We start from the raw sequence: 21,843 nt of genomic DNA, 5'->3' as shown, positions 1-21,843 counted from the left end.
CTGCGTTGCCGCTTTGCCGTCTCAGTGGTGGCGCATTATAGGGAGTTATTCGGAGGTGACAAGGGTTTATTGCAAATAAATTACTGTTCGACCTAAATTTCGCCACAACGCTGTATTTCACAACGATTTGCCTGGTAACTGTGCAAAATCCTGGGCAAAAAGCGCCACTTTATTCCAATCGGTGTATTCAACTTCTTTCGATGCATCGGTTTCGCCGCCGGTCATACGCATAATGAATTGAATCATGACGCGATCAAACCAGCGATAACGTGGATAACGCAACGCGCCAGCGAATACTGCACAGCAATCGGGTTGCCACGGTGACTGCTCCAGGAACTTACGCGTATATGCATTAGTCTCTGGCGTGCACTTATCGGCTTTGCGCGCAGTGAGATTGACACTAAAGAAGCCGCTTACGCGCTGCTGCAACTGAGCTTTGTTCTGCGTAACAAACTTGAGCAATACCGGATTGAAATGACCGTAACGGATCGAAGCACCAATCAGCACGCGATCGTACTGCAACCAATCAATCTGGTTTGCCTCCAGTAGATCGATCACGTCACACAGTTGATGCGGCACTAACGTCTGCGCAATGCGCGCGGCAATGTCACGGGTTTGCCCATCGCGGCTGGAATACAGAATCAACGCTTTCATTACTCAATCCTATTTTATTATTCGCGCCAGAAGGTCGGCGTGAACAGCACCAGCAGCGTGAACACTTCAAGACGTCCAAACAGCATGGTCAAAATCAAAATCCACTTCGCGACATCATTCATTGAAGTGAAGTTGTCTGCCACGACACCCAAACCGGGCCCGAGGTTATTCAGAGTCGCGGCCACGGCAGCAAAAGCAGAGAAGTCATCCACGCCGGTGGCGATGATGGCCAGCATGCTGAGCAAGAACACCAGCGCATAAGCTGAGAAGAACCCCCACACCGCTTCGAGGATACGTTCCGGCAACGCGCGATTACCCAGTTTGATGGTGTAAACCGCATTCGGGTGCACCAAACGCTTCAGCTCACGCGAACCCTGTTTGAACAGCAGCAGAATGCGGATCACCTTCAATCCGCCGCCCGTAGAACCCGCCATGCCGCCGATAAAGGCCGAACACAGCAGCAGCACCGGCAGGAACAGCGGCCAGCGTGCAATGCTGTCAGTGGTAAAACCGGCCGTTGTTGCCATCGAAACCACCTGGAAAAACGCTTGATTCAGCGTTTGCCAGCCGCTGGCGTACACATTGTGGAACCACAGCACGATGGTACAGATCAGCACTAAGGTCAGTTGTACACCAATAAACATGCGGAATTCGGGATCGCGCCAGTACACTTTCAGGTTGCGACCACTTAATAAAGAGAAGTGCAGGCCATAGTTACAGCCCGATATCAGCAGAAATACCGCGACGATGGTATTGATGGTTGGGCTATTAAAGTAGCCGATGCTGGCATCATGGGTTGAAAACCCGCCAATCGCGATAGTCGAGAAGCTATGGCCGATAGCATCAAACATCGGCATGCCCGCCAGCCACAGCGCCACCGCGCATGCGACGGTGAGCAACACATAGATCAGCCACAGCGTTTTCGCTGTTTCCGCAATACGCGGGCGCATCTTGTTATCTTTCAGCGGACCCGGCATTTCAGCGCGATACAGCTGCATGCCACCTACGCCCAGAATCGGTAGAATCGCCACCGCCAGCACAATGATCCCCATCCCGCCGAGCCATTGCAGCATCTGACGATAGAACAGAATCGCTTTCGGCAACGTATCCAGCCCCACCAGCGTGGTGGCGCCGGTGGTAGTCAGGCCAGAGAAGGATTCAAAGAACGCATCGGTAATTGAAAGATGCGGCTGCTCGGCGAAGATAAATGGCATCGCACCGACGCTGCCCAGCACGGTCCAGAACAGCACCACAATGAGGAAGCCTTCGCGCGGCTTGAGTTCGCTTTTCTGCTTGCGGTTAGGCCACCACAGCAGCGAACCGATGACGATTGCCATCATAAAGGTCTGACTGAATGCGCGCCCGGCACCATCACGGTAAATCAAGGCGACGAGGCCCGGTAAAATCATGGTCACCGAGAACAGAATCACCAGCAGGCCCACGATGCGGGTAATGGCGCGAAAATGCATTCAGCCGTTTCCTTTAAACAGAAGCTTTTAGTTTGTCAGCGGGATGAGCGTCAGCGCGCCCCGGCTGTAATCAGAGAGGTTTTGGCGAAAGCCATCAATCTGCGCATGCGGCAATGCTAAACGCAGCGCAATACGATCCTGATAATGGCTCTCTTCTATAATGCCGTCAAAACGCTGCAGCAGGCGCTCGATGTCGCTGAGTTGGGCGTAATCGCATTGCAGGGTAAAAGATTCCATCGGCACTTTACGCTGACGCGCCAGTTGCTTCAGCCCTTGCTGTACGCCGCCACCATATGCTTTAACCAGTCCGCCGGTGCCCAGCATAATGCCACCATAATAACGCACCACCACCGCAGTGATCTCACCGACACCGCTGCCCATCAACTGAGCCAGCATCGGTTTGCCGGCGGTGCCGGATGGTTCACCATCATCGGAGAAACCCAACTGCTGCGAATCATCCGGCGCACCCGCTACCCACGCCCAGCAGTGATGCCGCGCGGTGGGATGTTCCTGCTTCACCTGCTGCACAAACGCGCGCGCCGCTTCCACGCCCGCCGTGTGCGCCAGCAAGGTAATGAAGCGGCTTCTCTTGATGGTTTCCTCGCTGAGACTCACGGCCTCAGCGGGAATATCGTAAGCATCCATCAGGCAAGGTGCAGATCGCGCGTCATGTTTTCAATGCGATTAGCGTGGATCACCACGTTATCCTCGATACGAATACCGCCGTACGGTTTCAGTGCATCGATTGCCGCCCAGTCAAAGTATTGACTGAACTTGCCGCCGCGCAGCTTCGCCAGCAGCGAATCGATAATATAGAAGCCCGGTTCGATAGTCAGCACCATGCCAGGTTCCAGCACGCGCGTACAACGCAAATACGGATACTGCGACGGTGCCGCCAGATGCGTGCCGTTGTCGTCCTGCATAAAGCCAGCCACGTCGTGCACCTGCAGGCCAAGCGGATGTCCAAGGCCATGCGGCATAAACGGACCGGTTAAATCTTCCGCCACCAGCGTCTCTTCGGTCAGGCCTTTCACCAATTCGAACTTCAGCAGCAGACGCGCAATGCGCTGATGCATCTGCAGATGATAATCGGTATAGCGCACGCCAGCTTTCAAAGTAGCGATCAGCGCCAGCTCTTCCTTGTTCATCGCCGCAACCATTTCGGCATAGCGCGATTTGCTCTGCGCCGCATAGCTGCGCGTCAGGTCAGCGGCATAACCGAGATATTCCGCACCGGCGTCAATCAGGAAGCTGTGGCGTTTGGCCGGCGGCTGATGATCCAGTTTGGTGTAATGCAGCACTGCGGCATGTTCATTCAGCGCGATGATGTTGCCGTAAGGCACATCGGTATCGCGATGGCCGGTTGCGGTCAGATAGGCGATATTGATATCGAACTCGCTCATACCCGAGAAGAACGCCTCTTTGGCCGCGCGATGACCCGCCACCGCCAGCTTCTGCGCTTCACGCATACACGCCAGTTCGTACTCAGTTTTGATACTGCGATGATAATGCAGGAAATCGATCACACCTTTCGGGTTCACCTGCTCGCTGTTAATACCGAGCTGTGAAGCACGTGATGGCACCGGACCGATATAGGCCACGTTTTCGCGCTGTGCAGGCAGCAACTGCGCGATCTCATCGGCACTCTTCAGGCCAATCACGTCCACATCGTTGGTCCAGAAGCTGTTGGGCAGCGGCTCAACGTTGTGCCAGTAATCTACCGGTGAATAGAACCACAGCTTGGGTTTATTCACGCCATCAATCCATAACCAGCAGTTTGGCACCTGCGTCACCGGCACCCACGCTTTGAACTGGGGATTCACCTTAAACGGATAGTCGTGATCGTCGAGAAAAACGGTCAGCAGCTCGCCGGAATGAATCAGCATGGCATCAAGCTTAAAGCGAGCCAACACCTGCTGCGCTCGCTGCTGCAGCGTATTGATGTGCGCGTGATACAGGGTTTTCAGTGAATCCATGGACTTGTCTCCAATGTCGCGAAAGTGGCCGCAGTGTAGCACAGCCGTGTAAGCGATGCCGTGCTGCACACGCTGTGATCGTTGTATCAAATAAGCAAACTCTCGTTTGCAAATAATTAACATCAGACTCACACTCCAACTCATCTGGTATGACCAGATCAACTTTCGCGGTTTCAGGAGACGGACATGCTCTACCAAGGCGATACCCTTTCAGTTCACTGGCTTGACGACGGCATCGCCGAGCTGGTTTTCGATGCGCCCGGTTCGGTGAACAAACTCGATACCAAAACCGTTGCCTCATTGGGCGAGGCATTAAGCGTATTAGAACAGCAACCCGCGCTGCGCGGTCTGCTGCTCTCGTCGGCCAAACCGGCATTTATCGTCGGTGCTGACATCACAGAATTCCTGTCGCTGTTTGACGCGCCAGAAGAGAAACTGAGTCAGTGGCTGGCGTTTGCTAACAGCATCTTCAATCGCTTAGAGGATTTGCCGGTGCCAACCGTGGCCGCTATCGACGGCTATGCGCTGGGCGGCGGTTGTGAATGCATACTGGCAACCGACTTCCGCGTTGCCACGCCCACTGCGCGCATCGGCCTGCCGGAAACCAAACTGGGCATCATGCCAGGCTTTGGCGGCAGCGTGCGTTTGCCGCGTTTGCTGGGTGCCGATAGCGCGATGGAAATCATCGCCGCCGGTAAAGATGTTGATGGCAACAGCGCCCTGAAACTCGGTTTGGTGGATGCGGTGGTCAGCAGCGACAAACTACGTGACGCCGCGCTAACCGTATTGCAGGACGCCATTGTGCAAGGCAACTGGCAGGCACGCCGCGCGCCAAAGCTGGCGCCGCTGAAACTCAGCCCGATTGAAGCCGCCATGAGCTTCACCATCGCCAAAAGCATGGTGCTGCAAACCGCAGGCAAACACTATCCGGCACCGATTACCGCCGTGAAAACCATTGAAGCCGCCGCCAGCCTCGGACGTGATGATGCGCTGAAGCTGGAAACCGCCGCTTTTGTACCGCTGGCGCAGAGCGATGTGGCGCGTGCGCTGGTCGGTATCTTCCTGAACGATCAGTACGTCAAAGGCCTGGCGAAGAAGCACAGCAGCGCGGCCGGTGCGCCGCAGCAAGCCGCAGTACTAGGCGCAGGTATTATGGGCGGCGGCATTGCTTATCAATCGGCATGGAAAGGCGTGCCGGTGATGATGAAAGATATCAATCCGCAGGCGTTAACGCTGGGCATGACCGAAGCCAGCAAGCTGCTGAACAAACAGCTGGAGCGCGGCAAAATTGACGGCGCCAAACTGGCCAGCGTACTCACCACCATTCAGCCGACGCTGGATTACGCCGGATTCGAACGCACCGACGTAGTGGTGGAAGCGGTAGTGGAAAATCCGCAGATCAAAGCCAAAGTGCTGGCAGAAACCGAACAGCATCTGCGCGATGACGCCATTCTCGCCTCCAACACTTCAACCATTCCGATTAGCCAACTGGCGCAAGCCTTAAAACGTCCGGAAAACTTCTGCGGCATGCACTTCTTCAATCCGGTGCCGCGTATGCCGCTGGTCGAAGTGATTCGCGGTGAGAAAACCTCCGAAGCGACCCTCAGCAAAGTGGTGGCCTGGGCGAGCAAAATGGGCAAGACGCCGATTGTGGTGAATGACTGTCCCGGCTTCTTTGTGAACCGCGTGCTGTTCCCCTACTTTGCCGCTTTCAGCCTGCTGCTGCGCGACGGCGCGGATTTCCGTCAGGTCGATAAAGTGATGGAAAAACAGTTCGGCTGGCCGATGGGTCCAGCATGGCTGCTGGATGTGGTCGGCATTGATACCGCGCACCACGCTCAACAAGTGATGGCGCAAGGTTTCCCGTCTCGCATGCAGAAAGATTACCGCGACGCGATCGACGTGCTGTTCGAAGCCAAACGTTACGGCCAGAAAAACGGTCAGGGCTTTTACCGCTGGGAGCAGGATAAAAAAGGCAAAGCGCAGAAGAAAGCCGATGCAGCTGTCGATGCGCTGCTGGAACCGATTTGCCAGCCTAAGCGTGTGTTCAGCGATGACGAGATCGCCAACCGCATGATGCTGCCGATGCTCAACGAAGTGGTGCGCTGCCTCGAAGAGAAGATCATCGCTTCACCGGCCGAAGCCGATATGGCGCTGGTGTACGGTTTAGGCTTCCCGCCGTTCCGTGGCGGCGCGTTCCGCTACATGGATACGCTGGGCAACAGCAACGTGCTTGATCAGGCCAAACGTTATACCGCGCTCGGCCCGCTGTATGCGCTGCCGGAGCTGCTGTTGCAAAAAGCCCATCAGCATCATAGCTGGTATCCCGCGGTGCAACCGATTGACGAAGCGGCGCTGCAAAGTGCCTGAGGTAATGAAAATGGAAAAAGTAGTCATTGTTGATGCGGTCCGCACGCCGATGGGCCGCTCCAAAGGCGGTGCGTTTCGCCAGGTGCGCGCAGAAGATCTCTCGGCGCATTTGATGCGCGAGCTGCTGAGCCGCAATCCGGCGGTCGATCCCGCCACGCTGGACGACATTATCTGGGGCTGCGTGCAGCAGACGCTGGAGCAAGGCTTCAACATTGCACGTAACGCCGCGCTGCTGGCGGAGATCCCGCATCGCGTGCCTGCCAGCACCGTCAACCGCCTGTGCGGTTCGTCGATGCAGGCGCTGCATGACGCGGCGCGCGCCATTATGGTTGGCGATGCGCACAGCTGCCTGATTGGCGGCGTCGAGCATATGGGCCACGTGCCGATGAGCCACGGTGTGGATTTCCATCCGGGCCTGGGTCGCACGGTGGCGAAAGCGGCGGGCATGATGGGGTTAACCGCCGAGATGCTGGCGCGCATGCATCACATCACGCGTGAGCAGCAGGATGCTTTCGCATTGCGTTCACACCAGCGCGCCTGGGCGGCAACCCAACGCGGCGACTTCAAGCGTGAGATTGTGGCCACCTACGGCCACGACGCCGATGGCGTGTTGAAACGTTTTGAGAGCGACGAAGTGATTCGCGAAGAGACCAGCCTCGAAGGATTGGCTGCGCTGCGCCCGGCGTTCGATGCGGTTAACGGTACCGTGACTGCAGGCAGCTCCTCCGCGCTCTCCGACGGCGCAGCGGCGATGCTGATCATGAGCGAAAGCCGCGCACGTGAACTCGGTCTGACGCCGCGCGCGCGAATTCGCAGCATGGCAGTGGTCGGCTGCGATCCGTCGATTATGGGCTACGGTCCGGTTCCCGCCAGCAAGCTAGCGCTCAAGCGTGCCGGACTCAGCGTGCAGGATATCGACCTGTTCGAGTTCAACGAGGCTTTTGCCGCACAGGCGCTGCCGTGCATCAAGGACATGGGCTTGCTGGAACAGCTGGATGAGAAAGTGAATTTGAATGGCGGCGCGATTGCGCTCGGTCATCCGCTGGGATGTTCCGGTGCGCGTATCAGTACCACGCTGCTGAATCTGATGGAACGTCGCGATGCGCAATTTGGTCTGGCGACCATGTGCATTGGCTTAGGCCAGGGCATCGCCACGGTGTTCGAACGGGTTTAATACGTTAATGTTGTACGTGTTCCCGCCCTTTCGGGCGGGTTTTTTATGGCTGTTCGTCGTAGGGTTGCCGTTGATGGCGACCATCAGATAAACGCAAACGCATCGCCGAACATCTGCGCTTCCAGCGCGCCGCGCTCAGCACAGAAACGCTCACGCGCGATCTTCGCCATCTCAAAACGACCGGCAATATAGATATCGTGCTCGCTGAGCGATGCGAAATCCTGCATCACCGCCGTCAGCACCGTGCCGCTGCGCCCGGTCCAGTCATCTGCCGGTTGTTCCACCACCGGAATCACTTTCAGGTTCGGATGTTTAACCGCCAGCGCATTCAGCTCATCCAGATCGTACAGATGCATCAACTCACGGCCGCCCCAGTAAATCGCTATCTCGCGATCGGGTTTCTGTGCCAGCGCGGTCAGCAGAATAGAACGCGCATAGGAGAAGCCGGTACCGCCCGCAATCAGAATGATCGGACGCTCACTGTCTTCACGCAGCCAGGCATCGCCGTGCGGCATATCGACGGTAATCTGGCGATCGTTCTTGATGCGGTCCATCACCGCCATCGCGTAGAGATTGAGATCCGATGCGCCGATGTGCAGCTCAATGATGTCCTTTTCCATTGGCGTAGAAGCCAGGGAAAACGGGCGCTTATCGCGCTCATCCATCACCACCATCAAATACTGTCCTGCGCGGAAGTTAAAATCCGCCGCCGGAATTAAACGAACGCGGTAAACCGTGTCCGTAATCGCTTCAACCGAAGTCACTTTGCAGCTTAACGTTGTCATGCGTTCCCTTTTTCTTCGGGTCTAATTGGTCTGCCGCCGTTAGCGCTGCGGCGGCTCGGCAAAGATAGCTAACTCATCCCAAATGGCGTCAATGCGCGCGGTCACCGCCGGATCTTTCACAATCGGCGTGCCCCACTCGCGCGTGGTTTCGCCCGGCCACTTATTGGTCGCATCAAGTCCCATCTTCGAGCCTAAGCCGGAAACCGGCGAGGCGAAGTCGAGATAATCGATCGGCGTGTTCTCAACCAGCACCGTATCGCGCGCCGGATCCATGCGCGTGGTGATCGCCCAAATCACATCATTCCAGTCGCGCGCGTTGACGTCGTCATCGCATACAATCACGAACTTGGTGTACATGAACTGACGCAGGAACGACCACACGCCGAACATCACGCGCTTAGCGTGACCCGCATACTGTTTCTTGATCGTCACGACCGCGAGGCGATAAGAGCAGCCTTCCGGCGGCAGATAGAAATCCACGATCTCCGGGAACTGCTTGATCAGAATCGGCACCAGCACTTCATTGAGCGCCACGCCCAGCACCGCCGGTTCATCCGGTGGACGTCCGGTGTAGGTTGAATGATAAATCGGGTTGCGACGTTGCGTTACGTGCGTCACGGTAAACACCGGGAAGCTGTCTACTTCATTGTAGTAGCCTGTGTGGTCGCCGTACGGACCTTCCGGCGCGACATCGCCCGGCTCGATGTATCCTTCCAGCACGATTTCCGCGCTGGCCGGCACTTCGAGTTCATTCGAAACGCACTTCACCACTTCGGTTTTATTCCCGCGCAGCAAACCGGCAAAGGCGTATTCGGAAAGCGTATCCGGCACCGGCGTTACCGCGCCGAGGATGGTGGCTGGATCGGCGCCCAGCGCTACCGACACCGGGAAACGTTCGCCCGGATGCGCTTTACACCACTCCTGGAAATCCAGCGCACCGCCGCGATGCGACAGCCAGCGCATAATCACGCGGTTCTTGCCGATCACCTGCTGGCGATAGATGCCCAGATTCTGTCGCTCTTTATGCGGGCCGCGCGTGACGGTTAATCCCCACGTAATCAGCGGCGCAGCATCGCCCGGCCAGCATTTCATCACCGGGATGCGCGACAGATCGACTTCATCGCCGCTGAAAATCTCTTCCTGGCACGGCGCATTGCGCAGGCGCTTGGTCGGCATGTTCAGCACTTGCTTGAATTGCGGCATCTTATCGAACAGATCGCGGAAGCCTTTTGGCGGTTCCGGCTCTTTCAGGAACGCCAGCAGCTTGCCGACTTCGCGCAGCGCACTAACCTCTTCCTGGCCCATGCCCATCGCCACGCGTTTCGGTGTGCCAAACAGATTACACAGCACCGGCATATCGTAGCCTTTCGGGTTTTCGAACAGCAGCGCCGGGCCGCCGGCGCGCAGCGTGCGATCGGCAATTTCAGTCATCTCTAACTCAGGATCGATCTCCTGAGTGATGCGCTTTAACTCGCCACGCTGTTCCAGCAATGCGAGGAAGTCTCGTAAATCCTGATATTTCATGCGGCTTTAGCTTTCCGGCCAGAGTGAAGCGCCATTATAGGGGCGTTTCACGCTGACATGTTGAGGTTTTGCGTCAGGCAGGCTGACAGGAAAACGGCACCAGCGACTGAATCGCCAATACATCGTGATAAGCGGCAATCGGCTCGCCGTGGCGGAACACTTTGAAGTCTTCGCCGCGTGCGCTGTAGTAACGCAGGCGATTCTCGCTCACGTGCAGGAAGCTGGCTTCGCGCAGCGCAATCACCGATTCATGCGGATTAACGGCACAGAACTCGGCCAGACGTTCATCACGCGTTTCGCCCATGTGGCCACTGACGTACGCATCAAGATAATGCGGATTGATCTGCACCGGGAACAGGCCAAGCGCAGGCAACACCACGCTGCTGCGCACCGGCATGTCGTTGGTGGTACGAATAGAAGGCGTTGCCACATTGCAACCGGCGCTCCAGCCGACGTACGGAACATCACGCTCACGCACCGCGCGTTGAATGGCGACGATCAAGCCATGCTCATGCAGCATTTGATTGAGGAACCAGGTATTTCCGCCGCTCACCAGAATCAGCTCAGCTTGTTCAATCGCCGCAACGGGCGATGCGAACTCGTGCACGGTGCGCACTTCTATGCCTAACGATGCGGATAAATCCTGCGCGCGCTGCGCGTGATCGCCACGAATAATCGCGTACGGCACCAGCACCGCCGAGGTGATTCCGCGCTGGGCAATCATCGCGTGCAGCTGCGGGTGGGCGTAACCTAACAGCGGCGCATCGTCAGCCACTTTGCCGTTACTCAACAGGAACAGTTCCATCAGCCACTCCTTTTCAATCGAAAGATGGGGATGGAGTCTGATACAGATGGTCGTCAGCCGTCAATTTTCTTGCAAGAAAGCGTAAATAAGCCGCATCAATCGGATAAATCGTAGTGAAATTGTTTTCAGCGCCCGGTTTCCACCCGCCGATGCGCTATAACTCTGACAACTGATTTGATATTCTTAGCGTCCATTATTTGGGAGCGGTTATGGAATCCTGGTACTTACTCTATTGCAAACGTGGACAACTGTTGCGCGCGAAAGAGCATCTTGAGCGGCAAGAGGTGAATTGCCTCAGCCCAATGATCGCTCTGGAGAAGATTGTGCGCGGTAAACGCACCACCGTGAGTGAGCCGCTGTTCCCCAACTATCTGTTTATCGAGTTCGATCCCGAAGCGATTCACACCACCACCATCAGCAGCACGCGCGGCGTCAGCCACTTCGTGCGCTTTGGCACCATGCCGGCCACCGTATCGCATGATGTGATCGAAGCGCTGCAAACCGACGCGCCGCAGATCGTGCTCGATCCGGAAACTCCGCAGAGCGGTGATGAAGTGATCATCACCGATGGCACTTTCGAAGGGCTGCGCGCCATTTTTGCCGAGCCGGATGGTGAAACGCGCTCCGTTCTGCTGCTCAACATGCTGAACAAACAGGTGATGCGCAGCGTGGATAACAAGCAGTTCCGTAAACTCTAAACGAGTTTAAACAGCTGACGCGCGTTGAGATTAACCTGCGCACCTAGCGCTTCTGCTTCTTCGCCACGCCAGTTCGCCACCTGCTGCACAATATGCGGCAGGAAGCACGGCTCATTGCGGCGCGAAGTGGGACGCGGATGCATATCGCGCGGCAGTAAATACGGTGCGTCGGTTTCCAGTAACAGGCGCTCAGCCGGAATCAGCGGCAGCAATTCACGCAGTTCCATACCGCGACGTTCGTCGCACACCCAACCGGTAATGCCCACCGACAATCCCAGCGCCAGACACGCTTGCAGTTCGTCACGCGTACCGGTAAAGCAGTGAACGACTGCGCCCACCAGTTTTGGCAGCCACGGCTCAAGCACCGCGACAAAACGATCGTGCGCTTCACGGCAATGCAAAAACACCGGCAATTGCAGCTCAGCGGCCAACGCCAGCTGCGCATCGAAGGCGTATTCCTGCTGATCGTGGGCCGAAAGATTACGATTGAAATCCAGGCCACATTCGCCAATCGCGACCACCTGCTCGCTTTCCGCCAGGCGACGTAAGGTATTCGCGGTTTCTGCCGACCATTCACTGGCATGGTGCGGATGGACGCCAGCGGTTGACCAGCAATATCCTGCATGTTGCGCAGCCAGTTGGCGTGCTTGCTGGCTCTCTAATGCATTGGTGCCGGTAATTAACAGGCCGGTGACGCCTGCTTCGCGCGCACGTTTTACCACCTGATCGCGATCTTTTGCGAATTGCGTGCTGGTCAGGTTTACACCGATATCAAACATGTTTTCTCCCCAATAAAAAAACCGCCCAGCGGGGCGGTTTAGATGCATCTTACCGAAGACATCAGGATTCGGTGTTGTGTTCCTCATCCGAAGACTGACGTCCTTTACCCACATAGTAGCGGGAGAAGAATACGCCGACTTCAAACAGGCAGTACATCGGAATAGCGAGCAAAGTTTGCGAGAAAACATCCGGCGGTGTGAGCAACATCCCAACCACGAACGCGCCAACCAACATATAAGGACGTTTCTTCTTCAAATCTTCAGGTGACGTAATGCCGGTCCAGCACAGCAGCACAATCGCAATCGGCACCTCAAACGCCACACCAAACGCCATGAAAATCGTCATGACGAAGTCGAGGTAGTTGGTGATATCCGTTGCGATGGTCACGCCTTGCGGCGCGGTTTTGGCGAAGAAGCCAAACGCCAGCGGGAACACGATGAAATAGGCAAACGCCACGCCAACGTAAAACAGCAGCGTACTGGAGAACAGCAACGGCATCACCAGTTTGCGCTCGTGGCGGTAGAGCGCAGGCGCCACAAACGCCCACACCTGATACAAAATCACCGGCACGGCCAGAAACACCGAAACGATAATGGTGAGCTTGATCGGCGTGAAGAACGGCGATGCCACGTCGGTGGCGATCATGCTCGCCCCGGCTGGCATCTGGCTAATCAACGGTGCCGCGACCAGATGGTAGATATCATTCGCGAAATAGACCAGGCACAAAAAGATGACTAAAACAGCGATGATGCAATTCAACAAACGCTTGCGCAGCTCAATCAAATGGCTAATGAGCGGTTGGGTATCTTCAACGGCCATGTTTATCGTTCATCTTTTACGAGAGAAATCTTCGCGGTGCTTTCAGGAGCACTGGCGACGGGATGGGTTTCTGCTTCTGAAGCGATGTTGTCTGGCTGCGGAGCCTGTGCGGGTGCACTGGTTTGATGTTCCGCTGAGGCAGGCGTGACCGCAGGTGAAGTGGCGGGCTGCGCTGCTGCTGGCTGAGTCTGATGAATGGTGTTGGCTTCATCTTCCTCTTTTTCGACATCGATACTCTGCTGTACCGAACGCTTCATCGAGTCGGCGGTTTTACGCAGTTCTTCCATCGACTCTTTCAGCTCAGGTGACAGCGTGCCACGGCCCGCTTCTTCCACCTTTTTCAGGCTGTCCTGCAATTCCTGCAGTTTCAGCTCTTGCGCCAGTTCGTTTTGTACATTCGCGGCCAGCGAGCGAATGGCTCTGATCCAGCCGACGACGGTTTTCACCGCAACTGGTAATCGTTGCGGGCCAAGCACAATCAGCCCGATCACGAACACCAATACCAGTTCACTAAAACCAATGTCGAACACAGTTATACCTGCTTGTCGTTCCGGGCGTCGTCTTTAGTCGCCGTGGTTTGCTGTTTGTCTGCCAGAGTTTTGGCGTTGAAGTCAGCGTCCTGCTCTTTCGGTTGATCCTTTTTATCGTCTTCATCGCCCATGGCTTTTTTGAAGCCGCGAATGGAAGATCCTAAATCCGAACCCAGGTTGCGAAGCTTGTTGGTACCGAACAGAAGAACAACAATGACGGCAATGATTAACAATTGCCAAATACTGATACCGCCCATGAGATATGCCTCTAATATTCTGTGAAAAACTGTTGACTGTAACGCACAGAAAGCCCGTATGATTTCGGGCTTTAGCTTGCGACATTACGCGATTTGTACCAGGCAGACAATCAGTTTGTCTTGCGCCAGCCAATAAGCCAGGTGACGATGCCAGCGGCCATTAATAGTGCCGGGAAGAAATCCCAATCCGGTCGACTTAACAGCACGGCGGTGCCACTTAATAACAGTGTAGCGCCTACACCAAACAGATAGCGCGCCTGATGATTACGTGTTCGCTGTACGTTTAAATCGGTGACAAGTTTATCGACGCTGTGCTTCAATAATTTGTGCTGGCGCATGCTGTCGTAAAATAGCTCCGGCAACTCCGGCAGTTTCTCCGCCCAGTACGGTGCTTTCTCTTTCACCGCCCGCATAATCGCCGGGATACCAATCTGATCTTTGATCCAATCTTCGAGGAACGGCTTGGCGGTTTTCCACAGGTCGAGCTGCGGATAGAGCTGGCGGCCAATCCCTTCGATATACAACAGCGTCTTCTGCAGCAGCACCAGCTGCGGCTGCACTTCCATATTAAAGCGACGCGCGGTGTTAAACAGGTTCAGCAGCACGTGACCAAACGAGATCTCAGCCAGCGGCTTTTCGAAAATCGGCTCACACACGGTACGAATGGCAAACTCAAAGTCTTCGACGTTGGTATCGGGCGGCACCCAGCCCGAATCCACATGCAGTTCGGCCACTTTGCGGTAATCGCGGTTAAAGAAGGCGATGAAGTTCTCAGCCAGATAGCGCTTATCTTCTTTGTTTAGCGAACCGACGATACCGCAGTCGATGCCGATGTATTGCGGATCTTCCGGGTGATCGTAGCTAACGAAGATATTGCCGGGATGCATGTCAGCATGGAAGAAGCTGTCGCGGAACACCTGAGTGAAGAACACCTGCACACCGCGCTCGGCCAGCAGTTTCATATTAACGCCATGCTGCTCCAGCGTGGCGATATCCGAGATAGGAATGCCGTAAATACGCTCCATCACCATCATCGATTCGCTGCAATAATCCGAGAATACTTCCGGCACATACAGCATGCGGCTCTGGTCAAAGTTACGGCGCAGCTGAATGGCGTTCGCCGCTTCACGCAGCAGATTCAGCTCATCAATTAAGGTCTTTTCGTAATCACGCACCACTTCCACCGGACGCAGACGACGTCCATCTGGCAGCAAACGCGGCACCCAACGCGCCAGACGGTAAATCAGTCGCATATCGGCTCTGATCACCGGCAGAATGTCGGGACGAATCACTTTGATCACCACCGCGCGGCCATTGGATTTCAGCGTGGCGGTATGCACCTGTGCGATTGACGCCGACGCCAACGGTTTGATATCGAAGTCTTCAAACCAGGTTTCCACCGGGCCGCCAATCGACTTTTCAATCTGCTCTTTGGCTTTGACGCCATCAAAAGGCGCAACGCGGTCTTGCAGCACCGCCAGCTCATCGGCAATGGCCGGTGGGAATAGATCGCGGCGCGTGGAGAGCATTTGACCGAATTTGATCCACACCGGACCCAGTTGTTCCATCGCTAAACGGATGCGCACGCCGGCGGTAGCGTCTTGATGTTTATTGGGGATCCAGAAAATGCAGCGCCGCCACAAGCGTAAAAGCAGCGTGAAGCGCATGCGGGGAATCAGTTCATCAAGGCCGTAAGTCAGAAAGATCTTGATGATGAAGTATAAGCGCCGAATTTCTCCCAGCGTCATTTCGCCTCCAGCTGTGCTAAACGCGTTTCAAACGCATTGAGCGAACGTTCCATCGCTTCCACTTCCTCGCAAAACCATGCCAGTTCCAGTGCGCCCGGCGCAACGCGCCACTCTTCCGTCAGCACCTGACCAAGATAATCCTGGCGGCGGGTAAACTGCTGTTGCACGAATTTCAGCGCCTGCTGCGCGGCCTGACTGACGCCTTGCGCGGCGATATCGCCAATCCACGGCGCGAGATATTCCGCCGGATCCAGCTCGGCGAGATCCATCAGCGCGGAGAATTGCTGTACCACCTGCAAGTCGCCGTCCACCTCCAGTTCACCGCTACGAATCAGGCTGGTGAGCTGCTGGCGATCGCGCAGTTTCGGCAAGGTACTGACACGCAAACTCACCGTGCAGTCGCTGTTGTCTTGCCAATCACTCAGCACATCGAGTTGCGATTCGCTAAACACCAGCACCAAAGGAAAATCGAGCTCTTGCAGACGCAGCATCAATACCTTGCCCGCCAAACGCTGGCGTGCGGCTTTCAGGCTGCGATCGCGATAGAGAACACGGTTTAGGGCGGTCTCAAGACCGCCGGTGATGAGAGGAGTTAAAGTCATGATGGATTAGAATTTAAATCCGCGATGCAGCGCGACAATACCGCCAGTCATGTTGAAGTAGGTGGTATTTTCAAAGCCCGCATCGTTCATCATCGCTTTCAGGGTTTCCTGATCGGGATGCATACGAATCGACTCCGCCAGATAGCGATAGCTTTCAGCGTCTTGCGCCACCAGCTGACCAATACGCGGCAGAATATGGAATGAATAGGTATCGTAAGCTTTGCTGAGCGGCTCCAGCAGCGGCTTCGAGAACTCCAGCACCAGCAAACGTCCGCCTGGCTTCAGCACGCGGAACATCGATGCCAGCGCTTTCTCTTTTTCGGTCACGTTACGCAAGCCGAAGGAGATGGTGATGCAATCGAAGTAGTTATCCGGGAACGGCAACGCTTCGGCGTTGGCCTGCACATAGCTGACATTGCCCGACACGCCGAGATTACGCAGCTTTTCGCGGCCCATCTTCAGCATCGAGCTGTTGATGTCTGCCAGCACAACCTGGCCGGTTTCGCCCACCAGACGTGAGAATTTTGCCGTCAGATCGCCGGTACCACCCGCCAGATCCAACACGCGTTGACCGCGGCGCACGCCGCTGCTGTCAATGGTAAAACGCTTCCAGACACGATGGATGCCAAACGACATCAAATCGTTCATCAGGTCATATTTTGCCGCGACGGAGTGAAACACGTCCGCGACTTTATCGGCCTTTTCGCTTTTCGCGACGGTCTGGAAGCCAAAATGGGTAGTTTCCTGCTGTGATTCATCTGCCATCGGTTTTACCTGTTCCACAAACAATTCTTGCCGAAGTGTATCAGAGTCGCGCTACACGAGCACGCGACCACCGTGCTATTCATTGATGCGGCGCAGCGAGTCTATTGTTGGTTCTGCAACGTTTTCATCCTCGGTGCGATCATCTGCCCAATCTTCATCCGCCTCTTCCGGCTGCGCTTGTTCAACCAGTTGCGGATTAATTGGACGTTTGATCTCCACGCCAAGCGAACGGAAAGCTTCACTTTGCGCGATCAGGTTGCCGCGCCCTTCAGACAGCTTTTTCATCGCCTGATGATAGCTTTGCTGCGCTTTGTCGAGATTGTGGCCGATGCCGCTCATGTCATCGACAAACAGCCGCATTTTGTCGTACAGCCGCGTTGCCCGGTCGGCGATGCGCTGTGCATTGCGGCTTTGGTGTTCATAACGCCAGAGATTGTTGATAGTGCGCAGCGCCACCAGCAACGTGGTGGGACTGACCAGCATAATGTTCTGCTGTAATGCTTCGCTGATCAGCTCAGGCTGGCGATCGATAGCCAGCAGAAACGCCGGTTCCACCGGGATAAACATCAACACATAATCCAGAGAGCGTAAACCGGGCAATTGTTGGTAATCTTTACGGCTCAGCAGGCGGATGTGTCCGCGCATGGCGCTAATGTGCTCCTGAATCGCCTGCTCACGCGTGGCTTCATCATCGGCGTTGAAGTAGCGCTCGTAGGCAACCAGCGTCATTTTGGCGTCAATCACCACATCTTTGCCCTGCGGCAAACGCACGATCACATCCGGTTGCATCCTGCCCTGCTGTTCCAGCTGCACGCTGACCTGCGTTTGGTATTCGTAGCCTTCACGCAAGCCAGAGGCTTCCAGCACGCGGGCCAACACCACTTCGCCCCAGTTGCCCTGAATTTTATTGTCGCCTTTCAGTGCTTTAGTAAGATTGACCGCTTCCTGCGCCATCTGCGCATTAAGTTGCTGCAACTGGCGAATTTCGTGAGTCAGCGTGTGACGCTCACGCGCCTCCACGCCAAAGCTATCAGTCACTTGACGGCGGAAACCGTCCAGCTGTTCACGCAGTGGGCCAATCAGGCTATTCAGACTTTGACGGTTCTGTTCATCGACGCGCCGCCCGCTGTTTTCAAAGATGCGGTTGGCGAGATTTTCAAACTGCGCGCTGAGACGCTGTTCGCTGTTGGTCAGCAGTCGCTGCTTCTCTTCTGCACCGTAGCGTGTCTCTTCAAGACGAATGGTCACTTCACGCAGTTCGGCTTCCTGCGCGCTGTTCACTTCCAGCTGATTGCGCAGCTCACGGCTGAGCTGCTCACTCTCGCCGCGCCAGTAATCAAGCTGCTGTAAACGTTCCTGCGCACCGCTGAGCGCGCCGTGCAGCTGGCGCATCTCCTGTTCGCGTTGCTGGATTTGCTGCTGTAATTGTTCGAGCTGCTGCTGTTGACGCTGCTGCGCCTCTTCCAGCAGGCGACGCTCGGTAGTGAAGCTGGCGTGCTGATGGCCGACGCGCAGTTGGGCGATGATCCAGCCAATGCCCAAACCGGCCAGCGCCAGCGCGCCGCTAATGATAAGTTGCTGATCCATAATCCCCCCGCGGATCGTCTCGCTGAGGGAAAAGGTAGAGGCGTACTGTATGAATGTCCAGAAGAATGTTAAAGCGCTTTAACTGTTAGATCTCCCGCTTTCCACGCATCAATCAGGAAGAAGGGCATCGGCAACACCCATTCGGTTTCACCCTGGATTTTGGCCGGATAGGTCCAGCTTTTCCCGTCATAGGTGATCTCAACCTGCTGCCAACCGTTATCAGCATTTTCAACTAGGCCCGCCATGCTGGCAAAACCGGCGTTGCTGCCGACGTGGAAACTGTCGGTTTGCCAGCGAATTGGCTGATGTGCCGGCCATGGTTGTGCGTGGTGGAAGCGGAAAATATCGTCATGATTCAATATGCTTTCGCGTACCGTTGGCCACAGCGCCACTTTGAGGAAGTACTGATCGGTGAAGCGTTCGCTACCGGCATACTGGGCGATAAAGTCGCGCATCTGCTGTTCAACATTGTGGAACACGCCGTGGCAGCCGCCCCACATGCCCGCCAGCAGCAGCTCGGTATGCGAGAAGTAATCACGCATATGATGGAACCAATACGGCGAGTTCAGCCATGCATCGACCGCCACCACTTCGCGCTCGGACAGCAAGGAATCCGCGTCACGCACGATATAGCGTTTGACGCTGGCATCGTCCATCACCAGGAAACGCCACAGCGTTGGGAAGATGGTTTTCTCGTGCGACATATCCACTAACTGGGTGTTTGGTTGCTTCAGGCGCTGCCAGACGTGTTGCGGCACGCTGTCGTCAAGATAGATGCGGCAGATCCAGTCAGGGTAGAACTCACGCGCCACTTCGATGTTTTTAATCAAGGTTTCGCAGTAGCGTGGCTGGCCGCCATACAGGCTAAAGGAGATGATATTCTCTACTGGATTGTTGCGGTTGATCGGCGGTGGTGCGTCAGAAGGGAATGCCACTTTCGCCCCTTTGCTGAAAGTCACATCGGAATTCTGCAGTGATTCGAGGCCGTAACGCGCCACCTCATCCTCTTTATTCAGCCAGCCACACACTTCCGTTAATCCATCCAGCCAGGTTTCCGACGCCTGCGCGCGCTGCGCGGCCGGAGCCTGATAGATCTTCTGGTAAATTTTATAGGATTTTTTATATTCGCCGACACGCATCAGGGTGAGCGCGTAGTCGCTCAGCACCTGCATATGATTGGGCAAAACGCGCAGCACTTCTTCACAGCACTGACGCGCAAGAGGATAGTTATTCGCCGCCATCGCCTGGCGAAATCTCGCTGCTGCACCTTCAACGCGTGATTGTGCAGTAGCGGGATTATTCATGAAATTGGGACGTGAGACAGAAACCATTTTGCGCATAAGAAATTTCTCAGTAGCTGCTGAAATTGCGCGCATTCTAATCAGGAAATAGCTGGAATCCTTATAAGCCTGGTCTCGAATTCATCCCTGACTGGCGCACTAAATTAAGCGACGCGCGGCTTCAACCACAATTTTCACCGCATCACTTTCGGTCTGTTTCATGGTCGCGGCATCCGGGATCTCTTTTTGCGTACGGTTCACGATGACACCCGCCACCATGCCGGCACGCAGTCCCTGACTGGCGCACATGGTTAACAGTGTAGCGGATTCCATCTCATAGTTAAGGACGCCCATTTGCTGCCACTCTTCCATCGATCCCTGGAAGCGATTCACCACGCGACCGGAGAAGGTATCGTAGCGTTCCTGGCCTGGATAGAAGGTATCAGATGAAGCGGTAATACCAATGTGGGTTTTCGCGCCGCACGCTTCTGCGGCTGCCACCAGCGCGGTGGTGCAGGTGAAATCAGCCACGGCTGGGAATTCCATCGGCGCAAAGTGCAGGCTGGCGCCGTCGAGGCGCACCGATGCGGTGGTGACCAGCACATCGCCCACATTAATATGCGGCTGGATAGCGCCGGTGGTGCCAACGCGCAGGAAGGTGCGCACGCCCAGCTGTGCCAGCTCTTCAACCGCAATCGAGGTTGAAGGTCCGCCGATGCCGGTGGAGCACACCACAACCGGTTTGCCATCCACTTCGGCCAGGTAGGTGGTGAATTCACGGTGTGAAGCCAGATGCTGTGGATTGTCCATCAGCGCGGCGATTTTCTTCACGCGCTCAGGATCGCCAGGCACGATGGCCAACGTGGCTCCTTTCAAATCAGCTTTGGTGATGCCAAGGTGGAAAACGTCAGACTGGGCCATAACAGACTCCTGATAATTGGGGATGTGCGCGCCACTCTACGTGAGCAGGCGGCATAAATATGTGACTCAATTCACCATCAATAATGAAACTTACATTATCAGAAAAACATTATGTGATTCATATCACACTTCAGTGTTGTGCAATTCTGAATTGCTACAAGCGGTGCTGTGTAAGTGTTGGTGGCAATGTTAATAGAGAAGCAGCACACGTGAAAAAAATCCCTCTGCACCTTACGCCAGCCTTGCTTTACTTCACCAGGCTATAGTTACGTGATTGCGCATTTGCTAGCACGGAGAGAACAATGAAAACCGAAGACAATATGGCACAAAAAACGGCACCCGGCGGCTTTGCACCCGCCGTTCAGCCCACCGCAAGCAGCACCATTATTACCACCAGCGACGCAATTCATGCTGGCGAGACCTCGGTTCCAAGCCAGGGCGAAAATCTGCCTGCTTATTATGCCCGACCAAAAGAGTATCAAGGCACCTTGCCGGTGGTGTTGGTGGTGCAGGAGATTTTCGGCGTGCACGAGCATATCCGTGATGTCTGCCGCCGTCTGGCGCTTGAAGGTTATCTGGCGATCGCGCCCGAACTCTATTTCCGTGAAGGCGATCCCAACGATTACAACGACATTCCCACGCTGTTCAAAGAGCTGGTGAGCAAAGTTCCGGATTCGCAGGTGTTGTCCGACCTTGATCATGTGGCCAACTGGGCCACGCGCCACGATGGTGATATCCGTCGTCTGGCGATTACCGGTTTCTGTTGGGGCGGACGCATTAGCTGGCTGTTTGCCGCGCACAATCCGCAGGTGCGCGCGGCGGTGGCGTGGTATGGCCGTTTAGACGGTGAGAAGACGCTGAAGCAGCAGAAGCATCCGATTGATGTTGCGGTGGATCTGAATGCGCCAGTGCTGGGACTTTACGGTGGTCAGGATGAGAGCATCCCGCTGGAGAGCATTGATAAGATGCGTCAGGCGCTGCACGCCGCCAATGCCAAAGCAGAGATCGTGGTATATCCGGATGCCGGACATGCTTTCAATGCGGATTATCGTGCCAGTTATCACGCTGATTCCGCCAAAGATGGCTGGCAACGCATGCT

Annotated in this window: 21 protein-coding genes; 4 read left to right on the top strand and 17 right to left on the bottom strand. The window is 55.6% G+C overall.

What is annotated here, in order from left to right:
- Positions 1-117: 117 nt before the first annotated feature.
- Genes hemG through pepQ form a run of 4 tightly spaced genes read right to left on the bottom strand, consistent with a single transcriptional unit; the run spans position 118 to position 4,099 of the window.
- Positions 118-654: a menaquinone-dependent protoporphyrinogen IX dehydrogenase gene (hemG, locus tag RTY00_RS03390; protein WP_312663396.1), complete on the bottom strand. Its 537-nt coding sequence runs from the start codon at positions 652-654 to the stop codon at positions 118-120.
- A gap of 17 nt (positions 655-671) precedes the next feature.
- Positions 672-2,123: a Trk system potassium transporter TrkH gene (gene trkH, locus RTY00_RS03385; protein WP_256698079.1), complete on the bottom strand. Its 1,452-nt coding sequence runs from the start codon at positions 2,121-2,123 to the stop codon at positions 672-674.
- 27 nt (positions 2,124-2,150) lie between these two features.
- Positions 2,151-2,768 carry an IMPACT family protein gene (locus tag RTY00_RS03380; protein WP_312663395.1) on the bottom strand — a complete coding sequence of 206 codons (618 nt, stop codon included), beginning with the start codon at positions 2,766-2,768 and terminating at the stop codon, positions 2,151-2,153.
- Complete coding sequence (gene pepQ, locus RTY00_RS03375; protein WP_312663394.1) at positions 2,768-4,099, bottom strand: Xaa-Pro dipeptidase; 1,332 nt, start codon at positions 4,097-4,099, stop codon at positions 2,768-2,770. The genes RTY00_RS03380 and pepQ overlap by 1 nt, the downstream gene beginning before the upstream one ends.
- A gap of 186 nt (positions 4,100-4,285) precedes the next feature.
- Here pepQ and fadB point away from each other — a divergent pair, with 186 nt between their 5' ends.
- The gene (gene fadB, locus RTY00_RS03370) at positions 4,286-6,469 is read left to right on the top strand and encodes a fatty acid oxidation complex subunit alpha FadB (RefSeq protein ID WP_312663393.1); all 2,184 of its coding nucleotides are present in this window, start codon (positions 4,286-4,288) and stop codon (positions 6,467-6,469) included.
- A gap of 10 nt (positions 6,470-6,479) precedes the next feature.
- The gene (fadA, locus tag RTY00_RS03365; protein ID WP_312663392.1) at positions 6,480-7,643 is read left to right on the top strand and encodes an acetyl-CoA C-acyltransferase FadA; all 1,164 of its coding nucleotides are present in this window, start codon (positions 6,480-6,482) and stop codon (positions 7,641-7,643) included.
- 83 nt (positions 7,644-7,726) lie between these two features.
- Here the strand turns inward: fadA and fre are convergent, their stop codons facing one another.
- The 3 genes from fre to pepE all read right to left on the bottom strand — a co-directional run bounded on the left by fre (position 7,727) and on the right by pepE (position 10,757).
- Complete coding sequence (fre, locus tag RTY00_RS03360) at positions 7,727-8,428, bottom strand: NAD(P)H-flavin reductase (RefSeq protein ID WP_008105825.1); 702 nt, start codon at positions 8,426-8,428, stop codon at positions 7,727-7,729.
- Positions 8,429-8,467: 39 nt separating this feature from the next.
- The gene (gene ubiD, locus RTY00_RS03355) at positions 8,468-9,952 is read right to left on the bottom strand and encodes a 4-hydroxy-3-polyprenylbenzoate decarboxylase (RefSeq protein WP_008105823.1); all 1,485 of its coding nucleotides are present in this window, start codon (positions 9,950-9,952) and stop codon (positions 8,468-8,470) included.
- A gap of 73 nt (positions 9,953-10,025) precedes the next feature.
- On the bottom strand, positions 10,026-10,757 hold the full coding sequence (gene pepE / locus RTY00_RS03350; protein WP_312663391.1) for a dipeptidase PepE: 732 nt from the start codon (positions 10,755-10,757) through the stop codon (positions 10,026-10,028).
- Positions 10,758-10,966: 209 nt separating this feature from the next.
- On the opposite strand from pepE, the gene rfaH reads away from it, so the two are divergent.
- Positions 10,967-11,455 carry a transcription/translation regulatory transformer protein RfaH gene (gene rfaH / locus RTY00_RS03345; protein WP_008105818.1) on the top strand — a complete coding sequence of 163 codons (489 nt, stop codon included), beginning with the start codon at positions 10,967-10,969 and terminating at the stop codon, positions 11,453-11,455.
- Here rfaH and tatD read toward each other — a convergent pair.
- The 10 genes from tatD to udp all read right to left on the bottom strand — a co-directional run bounded on the left by tatD (position 11,452) and on the right by udp (position 20,744).
- Positions 11,452-12,234, bottom strand: a complete 783-nt coding sequence (tatD, locus tag RTY00_RS03340; RefSeq protein WP_312663390.1) for a 3'-5' ssDNA/RNA exonuclease TatD — start codon at positions 12,232-12,234, stop codon at positions 11,452-11,454. The genes rfaH and tatD overlap by 4 nt on opposite strands.
- Before the next feature lie 61 nt (positions 12,235-12,295).
- Positions 12,296-13,054 carry a Sec-independent protein translocase subunit TatC gene (tatC, locus tag RTY00_RS03335; protein ID WP_008105814.1) on the bottom strand — a complete coding sequence of 253 codons (759 nt, stop codon included), beginning with the start codon at positions 13,052-13,054 and terminating at the stop codon, positions 12,296-12,298.
- A gap of 2 nt (positions 13,055-13,056) precedes the next feature.
- On the bottom strand, positions 13,057-13,584 hold the full coding sequence (gene tatB, locus RTY00_RS03330; RefSeq protein ID WP_312663389.1) for a Sec-independent protein translocase protein TatB: 528 nt from the start codon (positions 13,582-13,584) through the stop codon (positions 13,057-13,059).
- A 2-nt stretch (positions 13,585-13,586) separates the two neighbouring features.
- Complete coding sequence (gene tatA / locus RTY00_RS03325; protein ID WP_008105810.1) at positions 13,587-13,841, bottom strand: Sec-independent protein translocase subunit TatA; 255 nt, start codon at positions 13,839-13,841, stop codon at positions 13,587-13,589.
- 110 nt (positions 13,842-13,951) lie between these two features.
- Positions 13,952-15,589, bottom strand: coding sequence for a ubiquinone biosynthesis regulatory protein kinase UbiB (gene ubiB / locus RTY00_RS03320; protein ID WP_061719383.1), 1,638 nt, complete (start codon positions 15,587-15,589; stop codon positions 13,952-13,954).
- Positions 15,586-16,191: an SCP2 domain-containing protein gene (locus RTY00_RS03315; RefSeq protein WP_008105807.1), complete on the bottom strand. Its 606-nt coding sequence runs from the start codon at positions 16,189-16,191 to the stop codon at positions 15,586-15,588. Before RTY00_RS03315 ends, ubiB begins: the two co-directional genes overlap by 4 nt.
- Before the next feature lie 6 nt (positions 16,192-16,197).
- A complete protein-coding gene (gene ubiE / locus RTY00_RS03310) occupies positions 16,198-16,956 on the bottom strand; it encodes a bifunctional demethylmenaquinone methyltransferase/2-methoxy-6-polyprenyl-1,4-benzoquinol methylase UbiE (protein ID WP_008105805.1) in 759 nt (252 codons plus the stop codon).
- A gap of 75 nt (positions 16,957-17,031) precedes the next feature.
- A complete protein-coding gene (gene rmuC / locus RTY00_RS03305; RefSeq protein WP_312663388.1) occupies positions 17,032-18,543 on the bottom strand; it encodes a DNA recombination protein RmuC in 1,512 nt (503 codons plus the stop codon).
- A 68-nt stretch (positions 18,544-18,611) separates the two neighbouring features.
- Positions 18,612-19,883, bottom strand: coding sequence for a tetratricopeptide repeat protein (locus RTY00_RS03300; protein ID WP_312663387.1), 1,272 nt, complete (start codon positions 19,881-19,883; stop codon positions 18,612-18,614).
- Between the two features lie 99 nt (positions 19,884-19,982).
- Entirely contained in the window at positions 19,983-20,744 is a 762-nt protein-coding gene (udp, locus tag RTY00_RS03295) for a uridine phosphorylase (RefSeq protein WP_008105797.1), read from the bottom strand.
- A 302-nt stretch (positions 20,745-21,046) separates the two neighbouring features.
- Here udp and RTY00_RS03290 point away from each other — a divergent pair.
- Positions 21,047-21,843, top strand: a 797-nt coding sequence (locus RTY00_RS03290) for a dienelactone hydrolase family protein (RefSeq protein ID WP_312663386.1), incomplete at its 3' end; no start/stop codon positions are given.

It is taken from the genome of Pantoea sp. CTOTU49201, from assembly GCF_032054795.1.
Classification (GTDB): Bacteria; Pseudomonadota; Gammaproteobacteria; order Enterobacterales; family Enterobacteriaceae; genus Pantoea; species Pantoea symbiotica.
This window is presented reverse-complemented; position numbering and strand designations above follow the sequence as displayed.